Genomic DNA, 14,586 nt, shown 5'->3' on the forward strand with positions numbered 1-14,586 from the left:
CATGGGCGACGCGATCCTGGTCCTCAATGCCGGCTCGTCCAGCATCAAGTTCCGCAAATTCGTCACGGATGGCGACACGCTGCGGCTCGAGCTGAAAGGCGCGCTGGAGGAGATTCACGGCCGGGCGCGGTTCCGGGCCCGCGATCCCGACGACAAGGTCGTCGGCGAGCACGCCTGGGGCGAGGGCGAGCCGCCGGCCCATGCTGGCGCGCTCCGGTTCCTGCTCGACTGGCTCGACGAGCAGGGCGGCGACACGCTGTGCGGGGTCGGCCATCGCGTCGTGCATGGCGGCGACGCCTTCCGCACGCCCGTGCGCGTCGACGACGACGTGCTCGGGCGGCTCGAATCCTTCGTGCCGCTCGCGCCCCTGCACCAGCCCCATAACCTCGCCGCCATCCGCGCCGTCGCAGAGCGGCGGCCGGGGGTGGCGCAGGTCGCCTGTTTCGACACCGCCTTCCACCAGACCGCGCCGGCCGTGGCGCAAGCCTTCGCCCTGCCGCCAGCGATCACCGACCGGGGCGTGCGACGCTACGGATTCCACGGCCTCTCCTACGAGTACATCGCCTCCGTGCTGCCGGAGCACGATGCGCGGGCCGCGGCCGGGCGGACGATCGCGCTCCATCTGGGCAACGGCGCCAGCATGTGCGCCATGGCGGATGGCAAGAGCGTGGCCTCGACCATGGGGTTCACGGCGGTCGAGGGGCTGCCGATGGGGACGCGCTGCGGCACGCTCGATCCGGGCGTCGTGCTCTATTTCATCCGCGAACTCGGGATGGAGCTGAGCGCCATCGAGAAGCTGCTCTACAACGAATCCGGGCTGCTCGGCATGTCCGGCATTTCGAGCGACATGCGGGAATTGCTCGCGAGCGCCGATCCGCGCGCGAAGCTCGCCATCGACGTGTTCGTCTACCGCATCGGCCGCGAACTCGGCTCCCTCGCCGGGGCGCTCGGCGGCCTCGACGCCGTGGTCTTCACGGCCGGGATCGGCGAGCGCGCCGTCGAGATCCGCGACAGGGTCTGCCGTCAGGCCGCCTGGCTCGGCCTCGCCTTCGACCCGGCCGCAAATGCCACGAACGGGCCTCTGATCAGCACCCCGGGCAGCAAGGTCGCAGCCTGGGTCATTCCGACGAATGAAGAATTGATCATCGCCCGTCATACGTTATCCCTCCTCTGACGGATCAATGATCCGACAGGATCGGGCGATGCGGGGCGGCGGCGAATAAAGGGAGTGTCGTCATGGACATGAAAGTTGCCGACAGCAAGGATGCGGTCGCCTGGCGCGGCTTCGTTCCCGGCCCCTGGACCACCCGGATCAACGTGCGGGATTTCATTCAGCGCAACTATACTCCCTATGAAGGAGATTCATCCTTCCTGGCCGGCGTCACGCCCCGCACCCGCAAGATCTGGGACACCCTGACCCCGCTCCTGGCGGAGGAGACCCGCAAGGGCGTCCTCGCTGTTTCGCAGGAGCCCTCCAGCATCCTGGCGCACGGCCCGGGCTATATCGACAAGGAGCTGGAGCTGATCGTCGGCCTTCAGACCGACGCGCCGCTCAAGCGGGCCATCATGCCGAAAGGCGGCTGGCGCGTGGTCGAGGCGAGCCTCGACGCCTATGGGATCGCGCCCGATCCTGCGATCAGGAAGATCTTCTCCGAATATTGCAAGACGCACAACGACGGCGTCTTCGACACCTATACGCCCGACATCCGCGCCTGCCGCAGCTCGGGCATCCTGACCGGCCTGCCGGACGCCTATGGACGCGGGCGCATCATCGGCGATTATCGACGCCCCGCTCTCTACGGCGTCGATTTCCTCATCGAAGACAAGCTGCGGGAGCGCGACGAGATCGACCGCCGCCATTCGACCGAGAAGGTCATCCGGCTGCGCGAGGAGCTTGCCGAGCAGGTCAGGTCACTGCGGCAGCTCAAGAAGATGACGGAGCTTTACGGCTACGACATTTCCGGCCCGGCGCGGACCGCGCGCGAAGCCGTGCAATGGACCTATTTCGCCTATCTCGCCGCCATCAAGGAGCAGAACGGCGCGGCGATGTCGGTCGGGCGCCTGTCGACCTTCCTCGACATCTTCATCGAGCGCGACCTGCGGGAGGGCAAGATTACCGAGTCGGAGGCGCAGGAGCTGATCGACGACATCGTGATCAAGTTCCGCATCGTCCGCTTCCTGCGTACCCCGGAATACAATCAGCTCTTCTCCGGCGACCCCACCTGGGTGACGGACTATATCGGCGGCATGGGCGAGGACGGGCGCACCCTTGTCACGAAGACGAGCTTCCGCACCCTCAACACGCTCTACAATCTCGGGCCGGCGCCCGAGCCGAATCTCACCGTCGGCTGGTCGCCGCGCCTGCCGGAGGGCTTCAAGCGCTTCGCCGCGAAATGCTCGGTCGATACGAGCGCGATCCAGTACATGTCCGACGACATGATGCGTCCGAAATACGGGGACGACGCGGCCATCGCCTGCTGCGTCTCCGGCATGCGCGTCGGCAAGCAGATGCAATATTTCGGCGCCCGCGTGAACCTGCTCAAGGCGCTGCTCTTCGCGATCAACGGCGGCCGCGACGAAGTCTCCGGCAAGCAGATCGGCCCCCGCTTCGCCCCGGTCGAAGGCGACGTCCTGTCCTATGACGAGGTGCTCGAGCGGCTCGACCCGATGCTGGAATGGCTCGCGAAGACCTATGTCAACGCGCTCAACATCATCCATTACATGCACGACAAGTATTGCTACGAGGCCGTGGAGATGGCGCTCCACGACCGCGACATCCTGCGCACGCTCGCCTGCGGCATTGCCGGCCTGTCGCATACGGCCGACAGCCTGTCGGCCATCAAATATGCGAAGGTCACGGCCATCCGGGACGAAACCGGCCTCGTCGTGGACTATGCGGTCGAAGGCGAGTTTCCGAAATACGGCAACAACGACGATCGCGTCGACAGCATCGCGGAAATGCTCGTCACGACGATGATGAACAAGATCCGCCAGTTCGACACCTACCGGGACGCCCTGCATACGCAATCGGTGCTGACCATCACGTCCAACGTGGTCTACGGCAAGCAGACCGGAAACTCGCCGGACGGACGCCGGGCCGGCGTTCCCTTCGCCCCGGGCGCCAATCCTTCGAACGGCGCCGATACCCATGGCTGGATGGCGGCGATGCTGTCCGTCGCCAAGCTTCCCTATGACGATGCCGAGGACGGCATCTCGCTCACGATCTCGGTCGTGCCCACCTCGCTCGGCAGCGAGTCCGAGCGCCTCTCCAAGGTCTCGAACGGGCTCGATGCGTATTTCTCCTCGGACGGGTTCCACTGCAACCTGAACGTCCTCAACCGCGAAACTCTACGCGACGCGATGGAGAACCCGGACAAATATCCGCAATTGACGATCCGCGTCTCGGGATACGCCGTGAACTTCGTCAAGCTGACCAAGGAACAGCAGCTCGACGTCCTCAACCGCACGTTCCATGGCGCGGAGTAGGCCGTGAGAATCCCCGAGGACGGCCGCTACGCGCTGCATCTCTCCCAGGCGGGGGTGCATGCCCGCGCCGCCGCCCACTCCTATTCCGAGGCCTATCCGAGCGACGAGGAGACGCGCGAGGACGAGGAGAGCCTCCTCGGATACGTGCATTCGATCGAGGTCGGCAGCACGGTGGACGGCCCGGGCATCCGTTTCGTCCTGTTCCTGACGGGATGCCCGCTCCGCTGCCAGTACTGCCACAACCCCGACACCTGGCACAAATCCAACGGCCGGCCGATCAAGCTCAACCAGATGATGAGCAAGATCGGGAAATACGTCAAAGTCCTGCGCATTTCCCAGGGCGGCCTCACGATCTCAGGCGGCGAGCCGGTCTTGCAGCACGGCTTCGCGACGCGCGTCTTCCGGCGCGCGAAAGAACTGGGCCTGCATACCTGCCTGGATACGTGCGGCCGGCTGGGAGAGCGGCTCACGGACGAGGAATTGCTGGATATCGACCTCAATCTCTTGGACATCAAATCCGGCGATCCCGAAACCTACCAGCGCGTCACCGGCCAGCCGCTCGAGCCGACACTCCAATATGCGCGCCGCCTCTCGGATCTGGGCCGCAAGATGTGGATCCGCTACGTGCTGGTTCCGGGCCTGACCGACGCCTACGACAATATCGAGAAGGTGGCCGACATCGCGGCGAGCCTCAGGACGGTCGAGCGCGTCGAGATCCTGCGCTTCCATCAGATGGGGATGGAAAAGTACCACAAGCTGAAGATCCCCTATCCGCTTGAGAATACGGAACCTCCCACTCCCGAACTCACCGAGCGGGTCCGCGGGCAGTTTCGGAGCCGGGGGCTGACGGTCTTCTGACGCGGGATCCGCAGTTTGAACTGCGATCCGTCTTCCAACCACCGAGGATCAAGCATGAAAATCATCGCAACGGAGGCGGCGCCGAAGGCCATCGGGCCCTATTGCCAGGCCGTCGTGCATGGCGGGCTGCTCTATTGCTCGGGCCAGATCCCGCTCGATCCGGCGACGATGAAGGTCGTCGAGGGAGGGATCGTCGAGCAGACGGAGAGAGTCTTCGCCAATCTGGAGGCCGTGCTGCGGGCGGCCGGAACCGACTTCTCGAAGGTGCTGAAGACGACCGTCTTCCTCAGCAACCTCGAAGAATTTCCGAAGATGAACGAGGTCTTCGCGCGGGCCTTCGGCGAGCACCGGCCGGCGCGCTCCACCGTGCAGGTGGCGCGCCTGCCGCTCGATGTCCGCGTGGAAATCGAATGCATCGCGGCGCTCGCCTGAACCGGCTTGCTCGCCCTGCATAACGAACTATTTCGGAAGGAAACGCCAAATGTCTTCGACGATTTCGGTGACGGTCGCGGATATCAAGGAAGCCCGCGAGAGGATTCGCCCCTTCGTCAACCTGACGCCTTGCACCTATTCGCCCAACCTGAGCGGCGAACTCGGCTGCGAGCTGTTCTTCAAGATGGAAAATCTGCAACGCACCGGAGCCTACAAGGATCGCGGCGCGATGAACGCGGTGCTCAGCCTGGACGACGCCCAGAAGAAGGCGGGCGTCATCGCGGCCTCGGCGGGAAACAACGCCCAGGGGCTCGCCTTCGCCGCGCAGCGCAACCACGTCCACGCCACCATCGTGATGCCCGAGACGGCGCCGATGGCGAAGGTGCGCGGCACGCGCAAATACGGGGCCGAGATCGTCCTGCACGGCAACGGATATGACGACGCCTTCGGACGGGCCACCGAGCTTCAGAAGGAGAAGGGCTACACCTTCGTCCACGCCTTCGATGATCCGCGGGTGCTGGCGGGCCAGGGAAGCGTCGGATTGGAGCTTCTGGAGCAGAATCCCGATCTCGACGTGTTCGTCGTTCCGATCGGCGGCGGCGGGCTCGCCGCCGGCATGGCCATCGTTCTGAAGGACGCCAATCCGCGCTGCCGCATCGTCGGCGTGCAGGCCGAGACCATCGCCAGCATGAAGGCGAGCGTCGAGGCAGGCCATATCGTCTCCGTCTCGGGAACGACGATCGCCGACGGCATCGCGGTGGGGCGGCCGGGCGGCCACACCTTCCCCGTGATCCAGAAATATGTCGACGAGATCGTCACGGTGACGGAAGACGAGATCGCCCAGGCCGTGCTCGTCCTCCTCGAATCGGAGAAGATCGTGACCGAGGGCTCCGGCGCGGCCGGGGTCGCGGCGCTCCTCAGCCGCAAGATCTCCGGCCTCGAGGGCAAGAAAGTCTGCGCCATCCTGACCGGCGGCAATATCGACACGACCTTCCTGAAGAACATCGTCGCGCGCGGCATGGCGCGGGACGGGCGGCTCGCGAAGCTGCTCGTCATCGTGCCGGACCGTCCTGACAGCGTCGCCAAGATCGGCGCCCTCGCCGCGGCCGAGAAGGCGCATATCCTCGACATCCATCATCGCCGCGCCTTCAACTCCGCCGCCTACAGGGAAATCGAACTGGACCTGCTGGTCGAAACCCCCGGCGCCAAGGAGACCCAGGCGCTCCTCCAGGCGATCAGCGCGCAGGGCTACAGCACGCAACTGGTGGAGCCGGACTAGGCTCCGCCTGCGACGCGGGGCAGCCGTCCCGGCTGACGCTCTCATCGGAGCGGCGCCATGTTTCCTTTCTCCGCATTGGATAGCCTGGCCTTCGCCTGGTTCTGCGCGGTCTGGCTGGCCTATGCCACGGTCCTGGACCGGACGGCCTACGGCAGGCGCAGCCTCAATGCCCAGGCGAACCGGTTCCGCTATGCCTGGATGGAGGAGGTGCGCGCGCGCGAGGTGCGGATCGCCGATGCGCAGATCATGGCGTCGTTGCAGAGCGGCGCCGCGTTCTTCGCCTCGGCGTCGCTGATCGGCCTCGGCGGCGTGCTGAACGTGTTCGGCCCCCGGGCCGAGCTTCTGGACGCGCTCGCCGGCCTGCCCTTCGGGACCCGCACCACGCCCCAGCAATGGGAGGCCAAGATGATCGGCCTCGCCGTCATCTTCGCCTATGCGTTCTTCAAATTCGCATGGTCGTACCGGCTGTTCATGTATGTGTCCCTCATGATGGGCGCCGCCCCGCCGAGGGAGGAGCGGGACACCCCCCGGTCCTATGATCATGCGCGCCGCGCGGCAAAGCTCGCGGAGGAGGCGGGAGGCCAGTTCGCCCGGGGCCAGCGCGCCCTGATCTTCGCGCTCGGCTATCTCGGATGGTTCGTCCATCCGGTCCTGCTCATGGCGGCGACCGTCGCCGTCGCCGCCGCGCAGTGGCACCGCGAATTCGCCTCGCGATCGAGCCGGATCGTGAAGCAGTAGTCACCGGAGAACGCGCCGCTTATCCTCGGTCGCATGCGGCGGGAGGGCCCGCCCGGAAGCGAGGAGCTGAAATGAACAAGCCGGCATGCTGGCCGCTCGCGGCAATCGCGCTTCTCGCATCGACCCCCGCCTTCGCGGCGCTGGCGCCCAAGCATCAGCGCCTTCGCGAGCTTCAGGCCGTCACGACGCGCGCCGGCGAGGCGCTCCGCGATCCGATCGACGCCGTCGAATTCGTCGAGACCGACCTCTATCGCGTCAGGGCCGGCCCCTGCACGCTGGAGGTGCGCATCGTCGAGGCGCGCCCGGCGGTCCGCGCCGTGCCGATGGCCGGGCGCCGCCGGTTCCGCGCCGCGCCCGGCCAGCCCCAATGCCGCTGACCCCGCCGCGTCAGCCGCGCGGGGCGAGGCCCAGCATCAGCTCGGCATTCTGCACGGCCGCGCCCGAGGCGCCCTTGCCGAGATTGTCGAGCCGCGCGACGAGGAGAGCCTGGCCGTCGCACCCGTAGACGCGCAGCTCCATGAGGTCGGTGTCGTTCAGCGCCTCCGGCTCCAGCCGGTCGTCGGGCGAGCAGGGCACGACCCTCACCTGTCCCCCTTCCGGGTAATGCGCCTTCAGCGCCGCCTCGAGATCGGCCGGCGAGGGCCGGCCCGGAAGCATGTCGAGATGCAGCGGCACCGAGACCAGCATCCCCTGCCGGAAATTGCCGACCGAAGGGATGAAGATCGGCCGCCGCGTCAGCCGGGCATAGGCTTGCAGTTCCGGCAGATGCTTGTGCCGGAAGCCGAGCCCGTAGAGCTCGAAGGCGGGCCCCTGCCCGCTCTCGAACAGCTCGATCATGCTCTTGCCGCCGCCGCTATAGCCCGAGACGGCGTTGACCGAGACCGGATGGTCCGGCGGCAGAAGGCCGGCATCGACCAGCGGGCGGATCAGGGCGACCGCGCCCGTGGGATAGCAGCCGGGATTGGCGACGCGCCGGGCCCCCGCGATCGCCTCGCGCTGCCCCGGAGCCAGCTCGGCCCAGCCATAGACCCAGCCCGGCGCGACCCGGTGGGCGGTCGAAGCGTCGAGGAGGCGCGGGGCGCCCGCCCCGATCTCGTCGGCGAGCGCCACCGTCTCCTTTGCCGCCGCATCCGGCAGGCAGAGAATGACGAGGTCGACCTCCTCCATCATGGCGCGCCGGGCGGCCGGGTCCTTGCGCCTCTCGGGGTCGATGCTGCGGATCTCCAGATCGCGCCGGCCGGCGAGGCGCTCGCGGATGCCGAGCCCGGTCGTGCCGGCCTCGCCGTCGATGAAGACCCGCGCGGGCCTCGTCCTGCTGGGAGCGTCTGCGAGCGTGCTGCTCATGGTCGTCACTCGGTTTGGGATCGGAAAAACAAAAAAAGCCGCGCAGCGGCGCGGCTTCGACACACGGGACCGGAGGCCCACGACAAAGCGCGCGCTAAAGCGGCAAGCGTCGGACCTGTCGTCGCATGATCATGCGGCGGATATGTCCCCGGAAAAATCCCCTGTCAATGCTCACGCGCCGCGGGCCATGAACGAAAAGGGCGGCCCGCAGGCCGCCCAGATCGTGAAATGCCGCTTGCGGATCAGCGCTTGGAGAACTGGAACGAGCGGCGGGCCTTCTTGCGGCCGTACTTCTTGCGCTCGACGACGCGGCTGTCGCGGGTGAGGAAGCCCTCGCGCTTCAGCGGCGAGCGCAGCTCCGGCTCGTAATGGGTCAGCGCGCGGGCGAGGCCGTGGCGGACGGCGCCCGCCTGGCCCGAGAGGCCCCCGCCGGCCACCGACACGACGATGTCGTACTGGTCCAGGCGGTTGGCGACCTCCAGCGGCTGCTGGATGATCATGCGCAGGACGGGACGGGCGAAATAGACCTCGATGTCACGATCATTGACCGTGACCTTGCCGGAGCCCGGCTTGATCCAGACGCGGGCCACCGCGTCCTTGCGCTTGCCGGTCGCGTAGGCGCGGCCCTGGGCGTCGGTCTTCTTCTCGCGGACGGGAGCGTCCTGGACGCTGTCGGTGCCGCGGACGGACTGGCCGAGATCGGCGAGGGACTGCAGGACGGCCATGTCAGTTGCTCACGTTCTTGCGGTTGAGGGCGCCGACGTCGAGCGGCTCGGGAGACTGGGCGGCATGGGGATGCTCGGCGCCCTTGTAGACGCGCAGGTTGCCGAGGATCTGCCGGAAGAGCGGGCCGCGCGGCAGCATGCGCTCGACCGCCTTCTCGACGATGCGCTCGGGGAACTTGCCGGCCATGATCGACTTGGCCGAGCGCTCCTTGATGCCGCCGATATAGCCGGTGTGGTGGTAATACACCTTCTGGTCCAGCTTGCGGCCGGTGAACTTCACCTTGTCGGCATTGATGACGATGACGTTGTCGCCGCAATCGACATGGGGGGTATAGGCGGGCTTGTGCTTGCCGCGCAGGCGCATCGCGACGATCGAGGCGAGGCGCCCGACCACGAGGCCCTCCGCATCGATCACGACCCACTTCTTCTCGACGTCGGCCGGCTTGAGGGAGAAAGTCTTCATCGTGAATTCCGATCGGGCGGCGGACCGCCCATAATGAAACGCCGCCCACGACGAGCGCGGCGGCGGATGCGGCCGTCTACGCAACCGATGCCTGCCGGTCAAGCGAAAAGCGCCGGAATTCAGCGATTTAGAGGGTGAGGTATTATAATACCTCACCCCTGCGCCGCCCGGCGAATCTCACCGCGGCGGAATCGAATAGGTCCCGGTCGCGTGGCAGACGACCTCGTCCGCCCCCTCCGCGAACAGGCTCGCCTCTCCCACGGCGAGGCGCTTGCCGAGCTTCATCAGCCGGCACTCGGCCAGGAGGTCGCCGGGCCCGGGCTTGCGCAGGAAGTTGAAGCCGAGGCTGGTCGTCACCGCGAGCCCCACGGGGCCGATCTGCGCGAGAATGGCAACGTAGAGGGCCAGGTCGCACAATCCCATCATGGCCGGTCCCGAGACGGTGCCGCCGGGACGCAGGTGCCTCTCGCCGGCCCGCATGCGCATCCGCGCGGTCATCGGGCCGACGGCCTCGATCGTGTAGACGCGCCCGTCGGCCAGGAGTTGGGGGAAGACCTCCCCGAGATAAGCCTCCACCTCCGCAACGCCCATCACCGGACCCTTCGCCATGCCGTTCCGCCTCCGCCGAGCGGGCCTTGCACCACGGCGAGGAGCTTCCGACAATAGACGCAGAATCGAGCCTCCATGAACGCCCCGACGACCACCGACGCCCCTCCCCTGTTGCGGCGCGACGAGGCCGGCATCGCCGTCCTCACGCTCGACCGGCCCGCCTCGCGCAACGCCCTGTCGGAAGCCCTGATCGGCGCGCTGACGGAGGAATTGGACCGGATCGGCGCGGATCGCTCGGTCAGGGCGGTGGTCCTTGCCGCATCCGGTCCCGTCTTCTGCGCCGGCCACGACCTCAAGGAAATGACGACGCGCCGGAAGGATGCCGATCGCGGCCGCGCCTATTTCGCCGAGATTCTCGGGCGCTGCTCGGCAATGATGCAGCGGATCGTGCGGCTGCCTCAGCCGGTGATCGCGGCCGTCGAGGGGATCGCGACGGCGGCCGGCTGCCAGCTCGTCGCAAGTTGCGACCTCGCGGCGGCGGGAGAGAAGGCGCGCTTCTGCACGCCGGGGGTCAATATCGGCCTCTTCTGCTCGACCCCCATGGTCGCGCTGTCGCGCAACCTGTCGCGCAAGCACGCGATGGAGATGCTGCTGCTCGGCGAGACGATCCCGGCCGCGGAGGCCGCCCGGATGGGCCTCGTCAACCGCGTCGTCCCGGCGGGAAGCGCGGTCGCGGAGGCGATGCGGCTCGCCGCGATCATCGCCTCGAAGTCGACATTGACGGTGCGGATCGGCAAGAAGGCTTTCTACGAGCAGGCCGAGATGACGCTCGCCGAAGCCTATGACCACGCCTCGCGGGTCATGGCCGAGAACATGCTGGCGCGCGATGCCGAGGAGGGAATCGGCGCCGTGCTGGAGAAGCGCCAGCCCATCTGGACCGGAGAGTGACCATGAACGCCCCCGCCCCGGCCCTCGCCCATCACGACGGCTATCCCGATGCGCTCGTCCGCCGGATCCTGCGGGAGGTGAAGACGATCGGCCTCGTCGGCGCCTCCGACAATCCGGCCCGCCCGAGCTACATCGTCGTGAAATACCTGCTGGACCGGGGCTACGACGTCGTCCCGATCAATCCCAAGCTCGCCGGCAGGACCCTGCTCGGCGCCGCCTGCCACCGGTCTCTCGCGGAGGTCGGGCGCCCGCTCGACATGGTCGAGATCTTCCGCAACAGCACCGATGCGCTGGGAGTGACGCAGGAAGCGCTCCGGCTCGATCCCCTGCCGAAAGTGATCTGGATGCAGCTCTCGGTGCGCAACGACGAGGCCGCGGCCCTCGCCGAGGCGAAGGGCGTGACCGTGATCATGAACCGCTGTCCCAAGATCGAATATGGCCGTCTCTCGGGCGAGATCGGCTGGCAGGGCATCAACTCGCGTATCCTCTCCGCGAAGAAGCCGGCTTTGGCCGGGCGCGGCTTCCAGAAGCTGACGATCGACCGGAAGCTCTGATACGAAATCAGATGGATCAGCGCGCCACGAGGATCTGGCGGCACTCCGCCGGCAGGGCGTCGAGGGAGAGCGGAGGCTTCGGCTTCGGGGGCGGCCCGATGCGGGGCTTCCTGGGCGCGAAGATCGCCTTGTGCTGCTTGGCAAGCCAGTCCTGAAGCTCCTCGCCGCAGCCGTCGCCGGGCCCCGGAGGAGTCTGCGGCGTGCAGCCCGGCTCGCCCACCGGGCACACCATGCGGACGTGGAAATGGTAATTGTGCCCCCACATCGGGCGCACCTTCGACAGCCAGCCGCGATCGGCCCCGGCCTCGCGGCAGAGTGCGACCTTCAGCGCGGGATTGACGAAGATGCGCTCGATGCGCGGATCGGAGGCCGCCGTCCTGATCAGCCTCGTCTGGCCGCCCGTCCAGACCGAAGGATCGACATCCATCCAGTCTGACCGCGCCATGTTGAGCGCGGGCATGTTCTCGCGCTCGGTCGGCGTCACGCCCCGGGCCGGCATCGGGGTCAGCCAGATATCGGCGTCGAGCCCGATCTGGTGGGAGGCGTGGCCGGTGAGCATCGGCCCGCCGCGCGGCTGCGAGATGTCGCCGATCAGGATGCCCGGCCAGCCGTTGATCTGCGGCACCGCCTTCGCCAGCCGTTCCAGATAATCGATCAGGATGGGATTGCCCCAGTTGCGGTTGCGCGCATGGCGCATGACCCGCCATGTCGAGCCGTCGACCGGCATGGCGACGGCGCCCGCGAGGCAGCCCCTGGCATAGGAGCCGATGGAGCGGGCCTGGAGCTGGGCCGGCGTCACCTTCTGCCCGAACATGGCCCGCGCCGCATGCGGGAAGGCGGCGAGGTTCTCCGCCCGGCGCTTCGCCTCCTCCTGGGCCGTCTGCTGGGCGCAGGCGCCATGCAGCCCCACGAGAAGGAGCGCGGCGGCCACGGCGAGCCGGCAAGGGTGCTTCGAGAGGGAATGAAGCGTCATGACCGCGCGCGGACCCTGCTGGAATGGCAAACGATTCCCTCCCGATCACAAGAATTTGGCGCCATCGCGGCCCCCTCCGGCACCGTATCCTTCCTTTTCGCGCCCTTGGTCATTTTCCCGAAACCACATCGGTCGACCACCGTTTAACCTGAACTTCCGTTCAGATTCCGATGTTAACCGGCTGCTTGCACAGCTTACGCAATTCTTGCTCGCGACATGAAGAGCCGAAAACAAATGGCTCTCGGGGGCTAGAACATGATCAGGTCTTCACTCGAGTCTTTCGTCGAAACCGTCACCACGGCGGGCGAGATCACCCTCGCCGATGTCCGCCGCCTGCAGCGCGACATCCTTCCCCACGGCCCCGACGACCGCGACGAGGCGGATATCCTCATCGCGCTCGACCGCGCCGTCGCGGCGAAGCATTGCAGCTGGAACGCCTTCGTCATCTCGACGATCGTCGACTACGTCGTCTGGACGGCGCGGCCGACCGGCTATGTCGACCGCGACGCCGCCCTCTGGCTCGTCGCCTCGCTCGGCGCCGGGCGGGGCCCCACCCCCGTCGCCGAGGCGATCGCCTTCGAGGTGGCGCGCGAGGCCGAGCGCGCCGACCAGGCGCTCGTCGCCTTCGTCATGCGCTCGGCCGCCGCCCGCCGGCAGGGACTCGCGGACATGGCGGCTGCGCATCAGGGGTGACCATCGCCGCGGGGGCCTTCAGCGCGCTCCGTTCCCGAGGCGGTTCGCCTCCTTGAACAGACGCGCGAGGCCCTCGCGGTTCACCTCCTCGGCCTGGAGATCGACGATATAGGTCCGCCCGCCGACCGACAGCGTCAGCCAGGGCGCCTCGATCCAATGCTTGACCGTATAGAGCCGGCCGTCATGCTCGCGGCCGGGCGCGAAGGCCGCGAGGGGAACCGAGCGTTCTCCCATCGGCCAGCAGGCGCCCGACAGGACGACCCTCTCGCCCTGCCAGACGAGGCCCGCCACATAGCGCCTGACGTAGGCGATCATGCCGAGAAGGGGCAGGAGCCCGATGGCGCCGACGATCGCGGCCGCCGTCAGCCGCACGCCCGGCGGCTTCAGGACGCCGCCGTCGCCGGGAGACAGCCCGTAGGTCTGCGACAGGTCCCAGGCCCAATAGGCGAAGCCGGCGAAGAAGAGGAAAAGGCCCCAGAAAACCCAGCGCACCTTCCGTGCCTGCCAGCTATTCGCAACGAGGATCACGGGCTCGGTCGGAAGCGGCATGCAACCTCATCCATTGGTAGAAGGCGGCCTCTCTGAAGAGGGCGCGTTTCACACCGATGTCGTGCCGCGGGGCGATCCTGGCTCAAGGGCGCGCAGTCTCGCTTTTCCCGCCGCGCAGCTTGGTCTAACGGGAGTGAAGCTGCCGCGCTCCGCGGCATGGTTCCTGCCCCGGCGAAGACGCATGTTCGAGAAGATCCTGATCGCCAATCGCGGCGAGATCGCTTGCCGCGTGATCAAGACGGCGAGGCGCATGGGCATCCGGACGGTCGCGGTCTTCTCCGATGCCGACCGGAGCGCGCTTCACGTGCAGATGGCGGACGAGGCGGTGCATATCGGCCCGCCGGCGGCGGCCGAGTCCTATCTCATGATCGAGAAGATCGTCGAAGCCTGCAAGCTGACCGGCGCGCAGGCCGTGCATCCGGGCTACGGCTTCCTTTCGGAGCGCGAGGCGTTTCCGAAGGCGCTCGCGGCGGCCGGGATCACCTTCATCGGCCCCAATCCCCACGCGATCGCCGCCATGGGCGACAAGATCGAATCGAAGAAGGCGGCGGCGGCGGCCAAGGTCTCGACCGTGCCGGGCTTCCTGGGCGTGATCGAGAGCCCCGAGCAGGCCGTGACGATCGCCGAAGAGATCGGCTTCCCGGTCATGATCAAGGCGTCGGCCGGCGGCGGCGGCAAGGGCATGCGCATCGCCTATTCCGCCGCCGAGGTGGCAGACGGCTTCGCGCGGGCGAAGTCGGAAGCCGCCTCCTCCTTCGGCGACGACCGCGTCTTCGTCGAGAAATTCATTACCGATCCCCGCCATATCGAGATCCAGGTGATCGGCGACAAGCACGGCAACGTGGTCTATCTCGGCGAGCGCGAATGCTCGATCCAGCGCCGCAACCAGAAGGTCATCGAGGAAGCCCCCTCCCCGCTCCTCGACGACGCGACCCGCCGCAAGATGGGCGAGCAGGCCGTCGCCCTCGCCAAGGCGGTCGGCTACGACAGCGCCG

General features: G+C 67.4%; 17 protein-coding genes. 11 read left to right on the forward strand and 6 right to left on the reverse strand.

Annotated elements, in window-relative coordinates; translation table 11 throughout:
- Nucleotide 1 precedes the first annotated feature (1 nt).
- The 7 genes from PKD06_RS04985 (at nucleotide 2) to PKD06_RS05015 (ending at nucleotide 7,170) form a co-directional block, all read left to right on the forward strand.
- Nucleotides 2–1,174 carry an acetate/propionate family kinase gene (locus PKD06_RS04985; protein ID WP_324378193.1) on the forward strand — a complete coding sequence of 391 codons (1,173 nt, stop codon included), beginning with the start codon at nucleotides 2–4 and terminating at the stop codon, nucleotides 1,172–1,174.
- Between the two features lie 68 nt (nucleotides 1,175–1,242).
- The gene (gene pflB, locus PKD06_RS04990; protein ID WP_349255102.1) at nucleotides 1,243–3,486 is read left to right on the forward strand and encodes a formate C-acetyltransferase; all 2,244 of its coding nucleotides are present in this window, start codon (nucleotides 1,243–1,245) and stop codon (nucleotides 3,484–3,486) included.
- A 3-nt stretch (nucleotides 3,487–3,489) separates the two neighbouring features.
- Entirely contained in the window at nucleotides 3,490–4,344 is an 855-nt protein-coding gene (gene pflA / locus PKD06_RS04995; RefSeq protein WP_324378197.1) for a pyruvate formate-lyase-activating protein, read from the forward strand.
- A gap of 54 nt (nucleotides 4,345–4,398) precedes the next feature.
- On the forward strand, nucleotides 4,399–4,776 hold the full coding sequence (locus PKD06_RS05000; RefSeq protein WP_324378199.1) for a RidA family protein: 378 nt from the start codon (nucleotides 4,399–4,401) through the stop codon (nucleotides 4,774–4,776).
- Nucleotides 4,777–4,825: 49 nt separating this feature from the next.
- Complete coding sequence (ilvA, locus tag PKD06_RS05005) at nucleotides 4,826–6,055, forward strand: threonine ammonia-lyase (RefSeq protein WP_324378201.1); 1,230 nt, start codon at nucleotides 4,826–4,828, stop codon at nucleotides 6,053–6,055.
- A 57-nt stretch (nucleotides 6,056–6,112) separates the two neighbouring features.
- Nucleotides 6,113–6,793 (forward strand): DUF599 domain-containing protein, encoded by a 681-nt coding sequence (locus tag PKD06_RS05010; protein WP_324378203.1) that lies wholly within the window; start codon nucleotides 6,113–6,115, stop codon nucleotides 6,791–6,793.
- Nucleotides 6,794–6,864: 71 nt separating this feature from the next.
- Complete coding sequence (locus tag PKD06_RS05015) at nucleotides 6,865–7,170, forward strand: hypothetical protein (RefSeq protein WP_324378205.1); 306 nt, start codon at nucleotides 6,865–6,867, stop codon at nucleotides 7,168–7,170.
- A 10-nt stretch (nucleotides 7,171–7,180) separates the two neighbouring features.
- Here the strand turns inward: PKD06_RS05015 and argC are convergent, their stop codons facing one another.
- The 4 genes from argC to PKD06_RS05035 form a co-directional block, all read right to left on the reverse strand.
- Entirely contained in the window at nucleotides 7,181–8,137 is a 957-nt protein-coding gene (gene argC / locus PKD06_RS05020; protein WP_324378207.1) for an N-acetyl-gamma-glutamyl-phosphate reductase, read from the reverse strand.
- A 242-nt stretch (nucleotides 8,138–8,379) separates the two neighbouring features.
- Nucleotides 8,380–8,862: a 30S ribosomal protein S9 gene (gene rpsI, locus PKD06_RS05025; RefSeq protein ID WP_324378209.1), complete on the reverse strand. Its 483-nt coding sequence runs from the start codon at nucleotides 8,860–8,862 to the stop codon at nucleotides 8,380–8,382.
- 1 nt (nucleotide 8,863) lies between these two features.
- Complete coding sequence (rplM, locus tag PKD06_RS05030; RefSeq protein WP_324378211.1) at nucleotides 8,864–9,325, reverse strand: 50S ribosomal protein L13; 462 nt, start codon at nucleotides 9,323–9,325, stop codon at nucleotides 8,864–8,866.
- A 177-nt stretch (nucleotides 9,326–9,502) separates the two neighbouring features.
- Nucleotides 9,503–9,934: a PaaI family thioesterase gene (locus PKD06_RS05035; RefSeq protein WP_324378212.1), complete on the reverse strand. Its 432-nt coding sequence runs from the start codon at nucleotides 9,932–9,934 to the stop codon at nucleotides 9,503–9,505.
- A gap of 75 nt (nucleotides 9,935–10,009) precedes the next feature.
- Here PKD06_RS05035 and PKD06_RS05040 point away from each other — a divergent pair, with 75 nt between their 5' ends.
- Both PKD06_RS05040 and PKD06_RS05045 read left to right on the forward strand, forming a co-directional pair.
- The gene (locus tag PKD06_RS05040) at nucleotides 10,010–10,822 is read left to right on the forward strand and encodes an enoyl-CoA hydratase (protein WP_324378214.1); all 813 of its coding nucleotides are present in this window, start codon (nucleotides 10,010–10,012) and stop codon (nucleotides 10,820–10,822) included.
- Between the two features lie 2 nt (nucleotides 10,823–10,824).
- Nucleotides 10,825–11,376 (forward strand): CoA-binding protein, encoded by a 552-nt coding sequence (locus PKD06_RS05045; RefSeq protein ID WP_324378216.1) that lies wholly within the window; start codon nucleotides 10,825–10,827, stop codon nucleotides 11,374–11,376.
- A gap of 16 nt (nucleotides 11,377–11,392) precedes the next feature.
- Here the strand turns inward: PKD06_RS05045 and mepA are convergent, their stop codons facing one another.
- A complete protein-coding gene (gene mepA, locus PKD06_RS05050) occupies nucleotides 11,393–12,349 on the reverse strand; it encodes a penicillin-insensitive murein endopeptidase (RefSeq protein WP_324378218.1) in 957 nt (318 codons plus the stop codon).
- Nucleotides 12,350–12,604: 255 nt separating this feature from the next.
- Between mepA and PKD06_RS05055 the strand changes: the two genes are divergently transcribed.
- Nucleotides 12,605–13,042 (forward strand): hypothetical protein, encoded by a 438-nt coding sequence (locus PKD06_RS05055; RefSeq protein WP_324378221.1) that lies wholly within the window; start codon nucleotides 12,605–12,607, stop codon nucleotides 13,040–13,042.
- 18 nt (nucleotides 13,043–13,060) lie between these two features.
- On the opposite strand, the gene PKD06_RS05060 is transcribed toward PKD06_RS05055, so the two are convergent.
- On the reverse strand, nucleotides 13,061–13,591 hold the full coding sequence (locus PKD06_RS05060; protein WP_324378223.1) for a hypothetical protein: 531 nt from the start codon (nucleotides 13,589–13,591) through the stop codon (nucleotides 13,061–13,063).
- A gap of 181 nt (nucleotides 13,592–13,772) precedes the next feature.
- Here PKD06_RS05060 and PKD06_RS05065 point away from each other — a divergent pair.
- Nucleotides 13,773–14,586 (forward strand): biotin carboxylase N-terminal domain-containing protein (locus tag PKD06_RS05065; protein WP_324378225.1); only part of this gene is annotated, 814 nt, incomplete at its 3' end.

Origin of the sequence: Enterovirga sp. (genome assembly GCF_035325185.1) — a bacterium.
Classification (GTDB): domain Bacteria; phylum Pseudomonadota; class Alphaproteobacteria; order Rhizobiales; family Beijerinckiaceae; genus Enterovirga.

Bases quoted from the DNA above. Each gene is read 5' to 3' on its own strand.
- PKD06_RS04985 (WP_324378193.1), top strand. From the start codon at position 2: ATGGGCGACGCGATCCTGGTCCTCAATGCCGGCTCGTCCAGCATCAAG.
- pflB (WP_349255102.1), top strand. From the start codon at position 1,243: ATGAAAGTTGCCGACAGCAAGGATGCGGTCGCCTGGCGCGGCTTCGTT.
- PKD06_RS05000 (WP_324378199.1), top strand. From the start codon at position 4,399: ATGAAAATCATCGCAACGGAGGCGGCGCCGAAGGCCATCGGGCCCTAT.
- ilvA (WP_324378201.1), top strand. From the start codon at position 4,826: ATGTCTTCGACGATTTCGGTGACGGTCGCGGATATCAAGGAAGCCCGC.
- PKD06_RS05010 (WP_324378203.1), top strand. From the start codon at position 6,113: ATGTTTCCTTTCTCCGCATTGGATAGCCTGGCCTTCGCCTGGTTCTGC.
- PKD06_RS05015 (WP_324378205.1), top strand. From the start codon at position 6,865: ATGAACAAGCCGGCATGCTGGCCGCTCGCGGCAATCGCGCTTCTCGCA.
- argC (WP_324378207.1), bottom strand. From the start codon at position 8,137: ATGAGCAGCACGCTCGCAGACGCTCCCAGCAGGACGAGGCCCGCGCGG.
- rpsI (WP_324378209.1), bottom strand. From the start codon at position 8,862: ATGGCCGTCCTGCAGTCCCTCGCCGATCTCGGCCAGTCCGTCCGCGGC.
- rplM (WP_324378211.1), bottom strand. From the start codon at position 9,325: ATGAAGACTTTCTCCCTCAAGCCGGCCGACGTCGAGAAGAAGTGGGTC.
- PKD06_RS05035 (WP_324378212.1), bottom strand. From the start codon at position 9,934: ATGGCGAAGGGTCCGGTGATGGGCGTTGCGGAGGTGGAGGCTTATCTC.
- PKD06_RS05040 (WP_324378214.1), top strand. From the start codon at position 10,010: ATGAACGCCCCGACGACCACCGACGCCCCTCCCCTGTTGCGGCGCGAC.
- PKD06_RS05045 (WP_324378216.1), top strand. From the start codon at position 10,825: ATGAACGCCCCCGCCCCGGCCCTCGCCCATCACGACGGCTATCCCGAT.
- mepA (WP_324378218.1), bottom strand. From the start codon at position 12,349: ATGACGCTTCATTCCCTCTCGAAGCACCCTTGCCGGCTCGCCGTGGCC.
- PKD06_RS05055 (WP_324378221.1), top strand. From the start codon at position 12,605: ATGATCAGGTCTTCACTCGAGTCTTTCGTCGAAACCGTCACCACGGCG.
- PKD06_RS05060 (WP_324378223.1), bottom strand. From the start codon at position 13,591: ATGCCGCTTCCGACCGAGCCCGTGATCCTCGTTGCGAATAGCTGGCAG.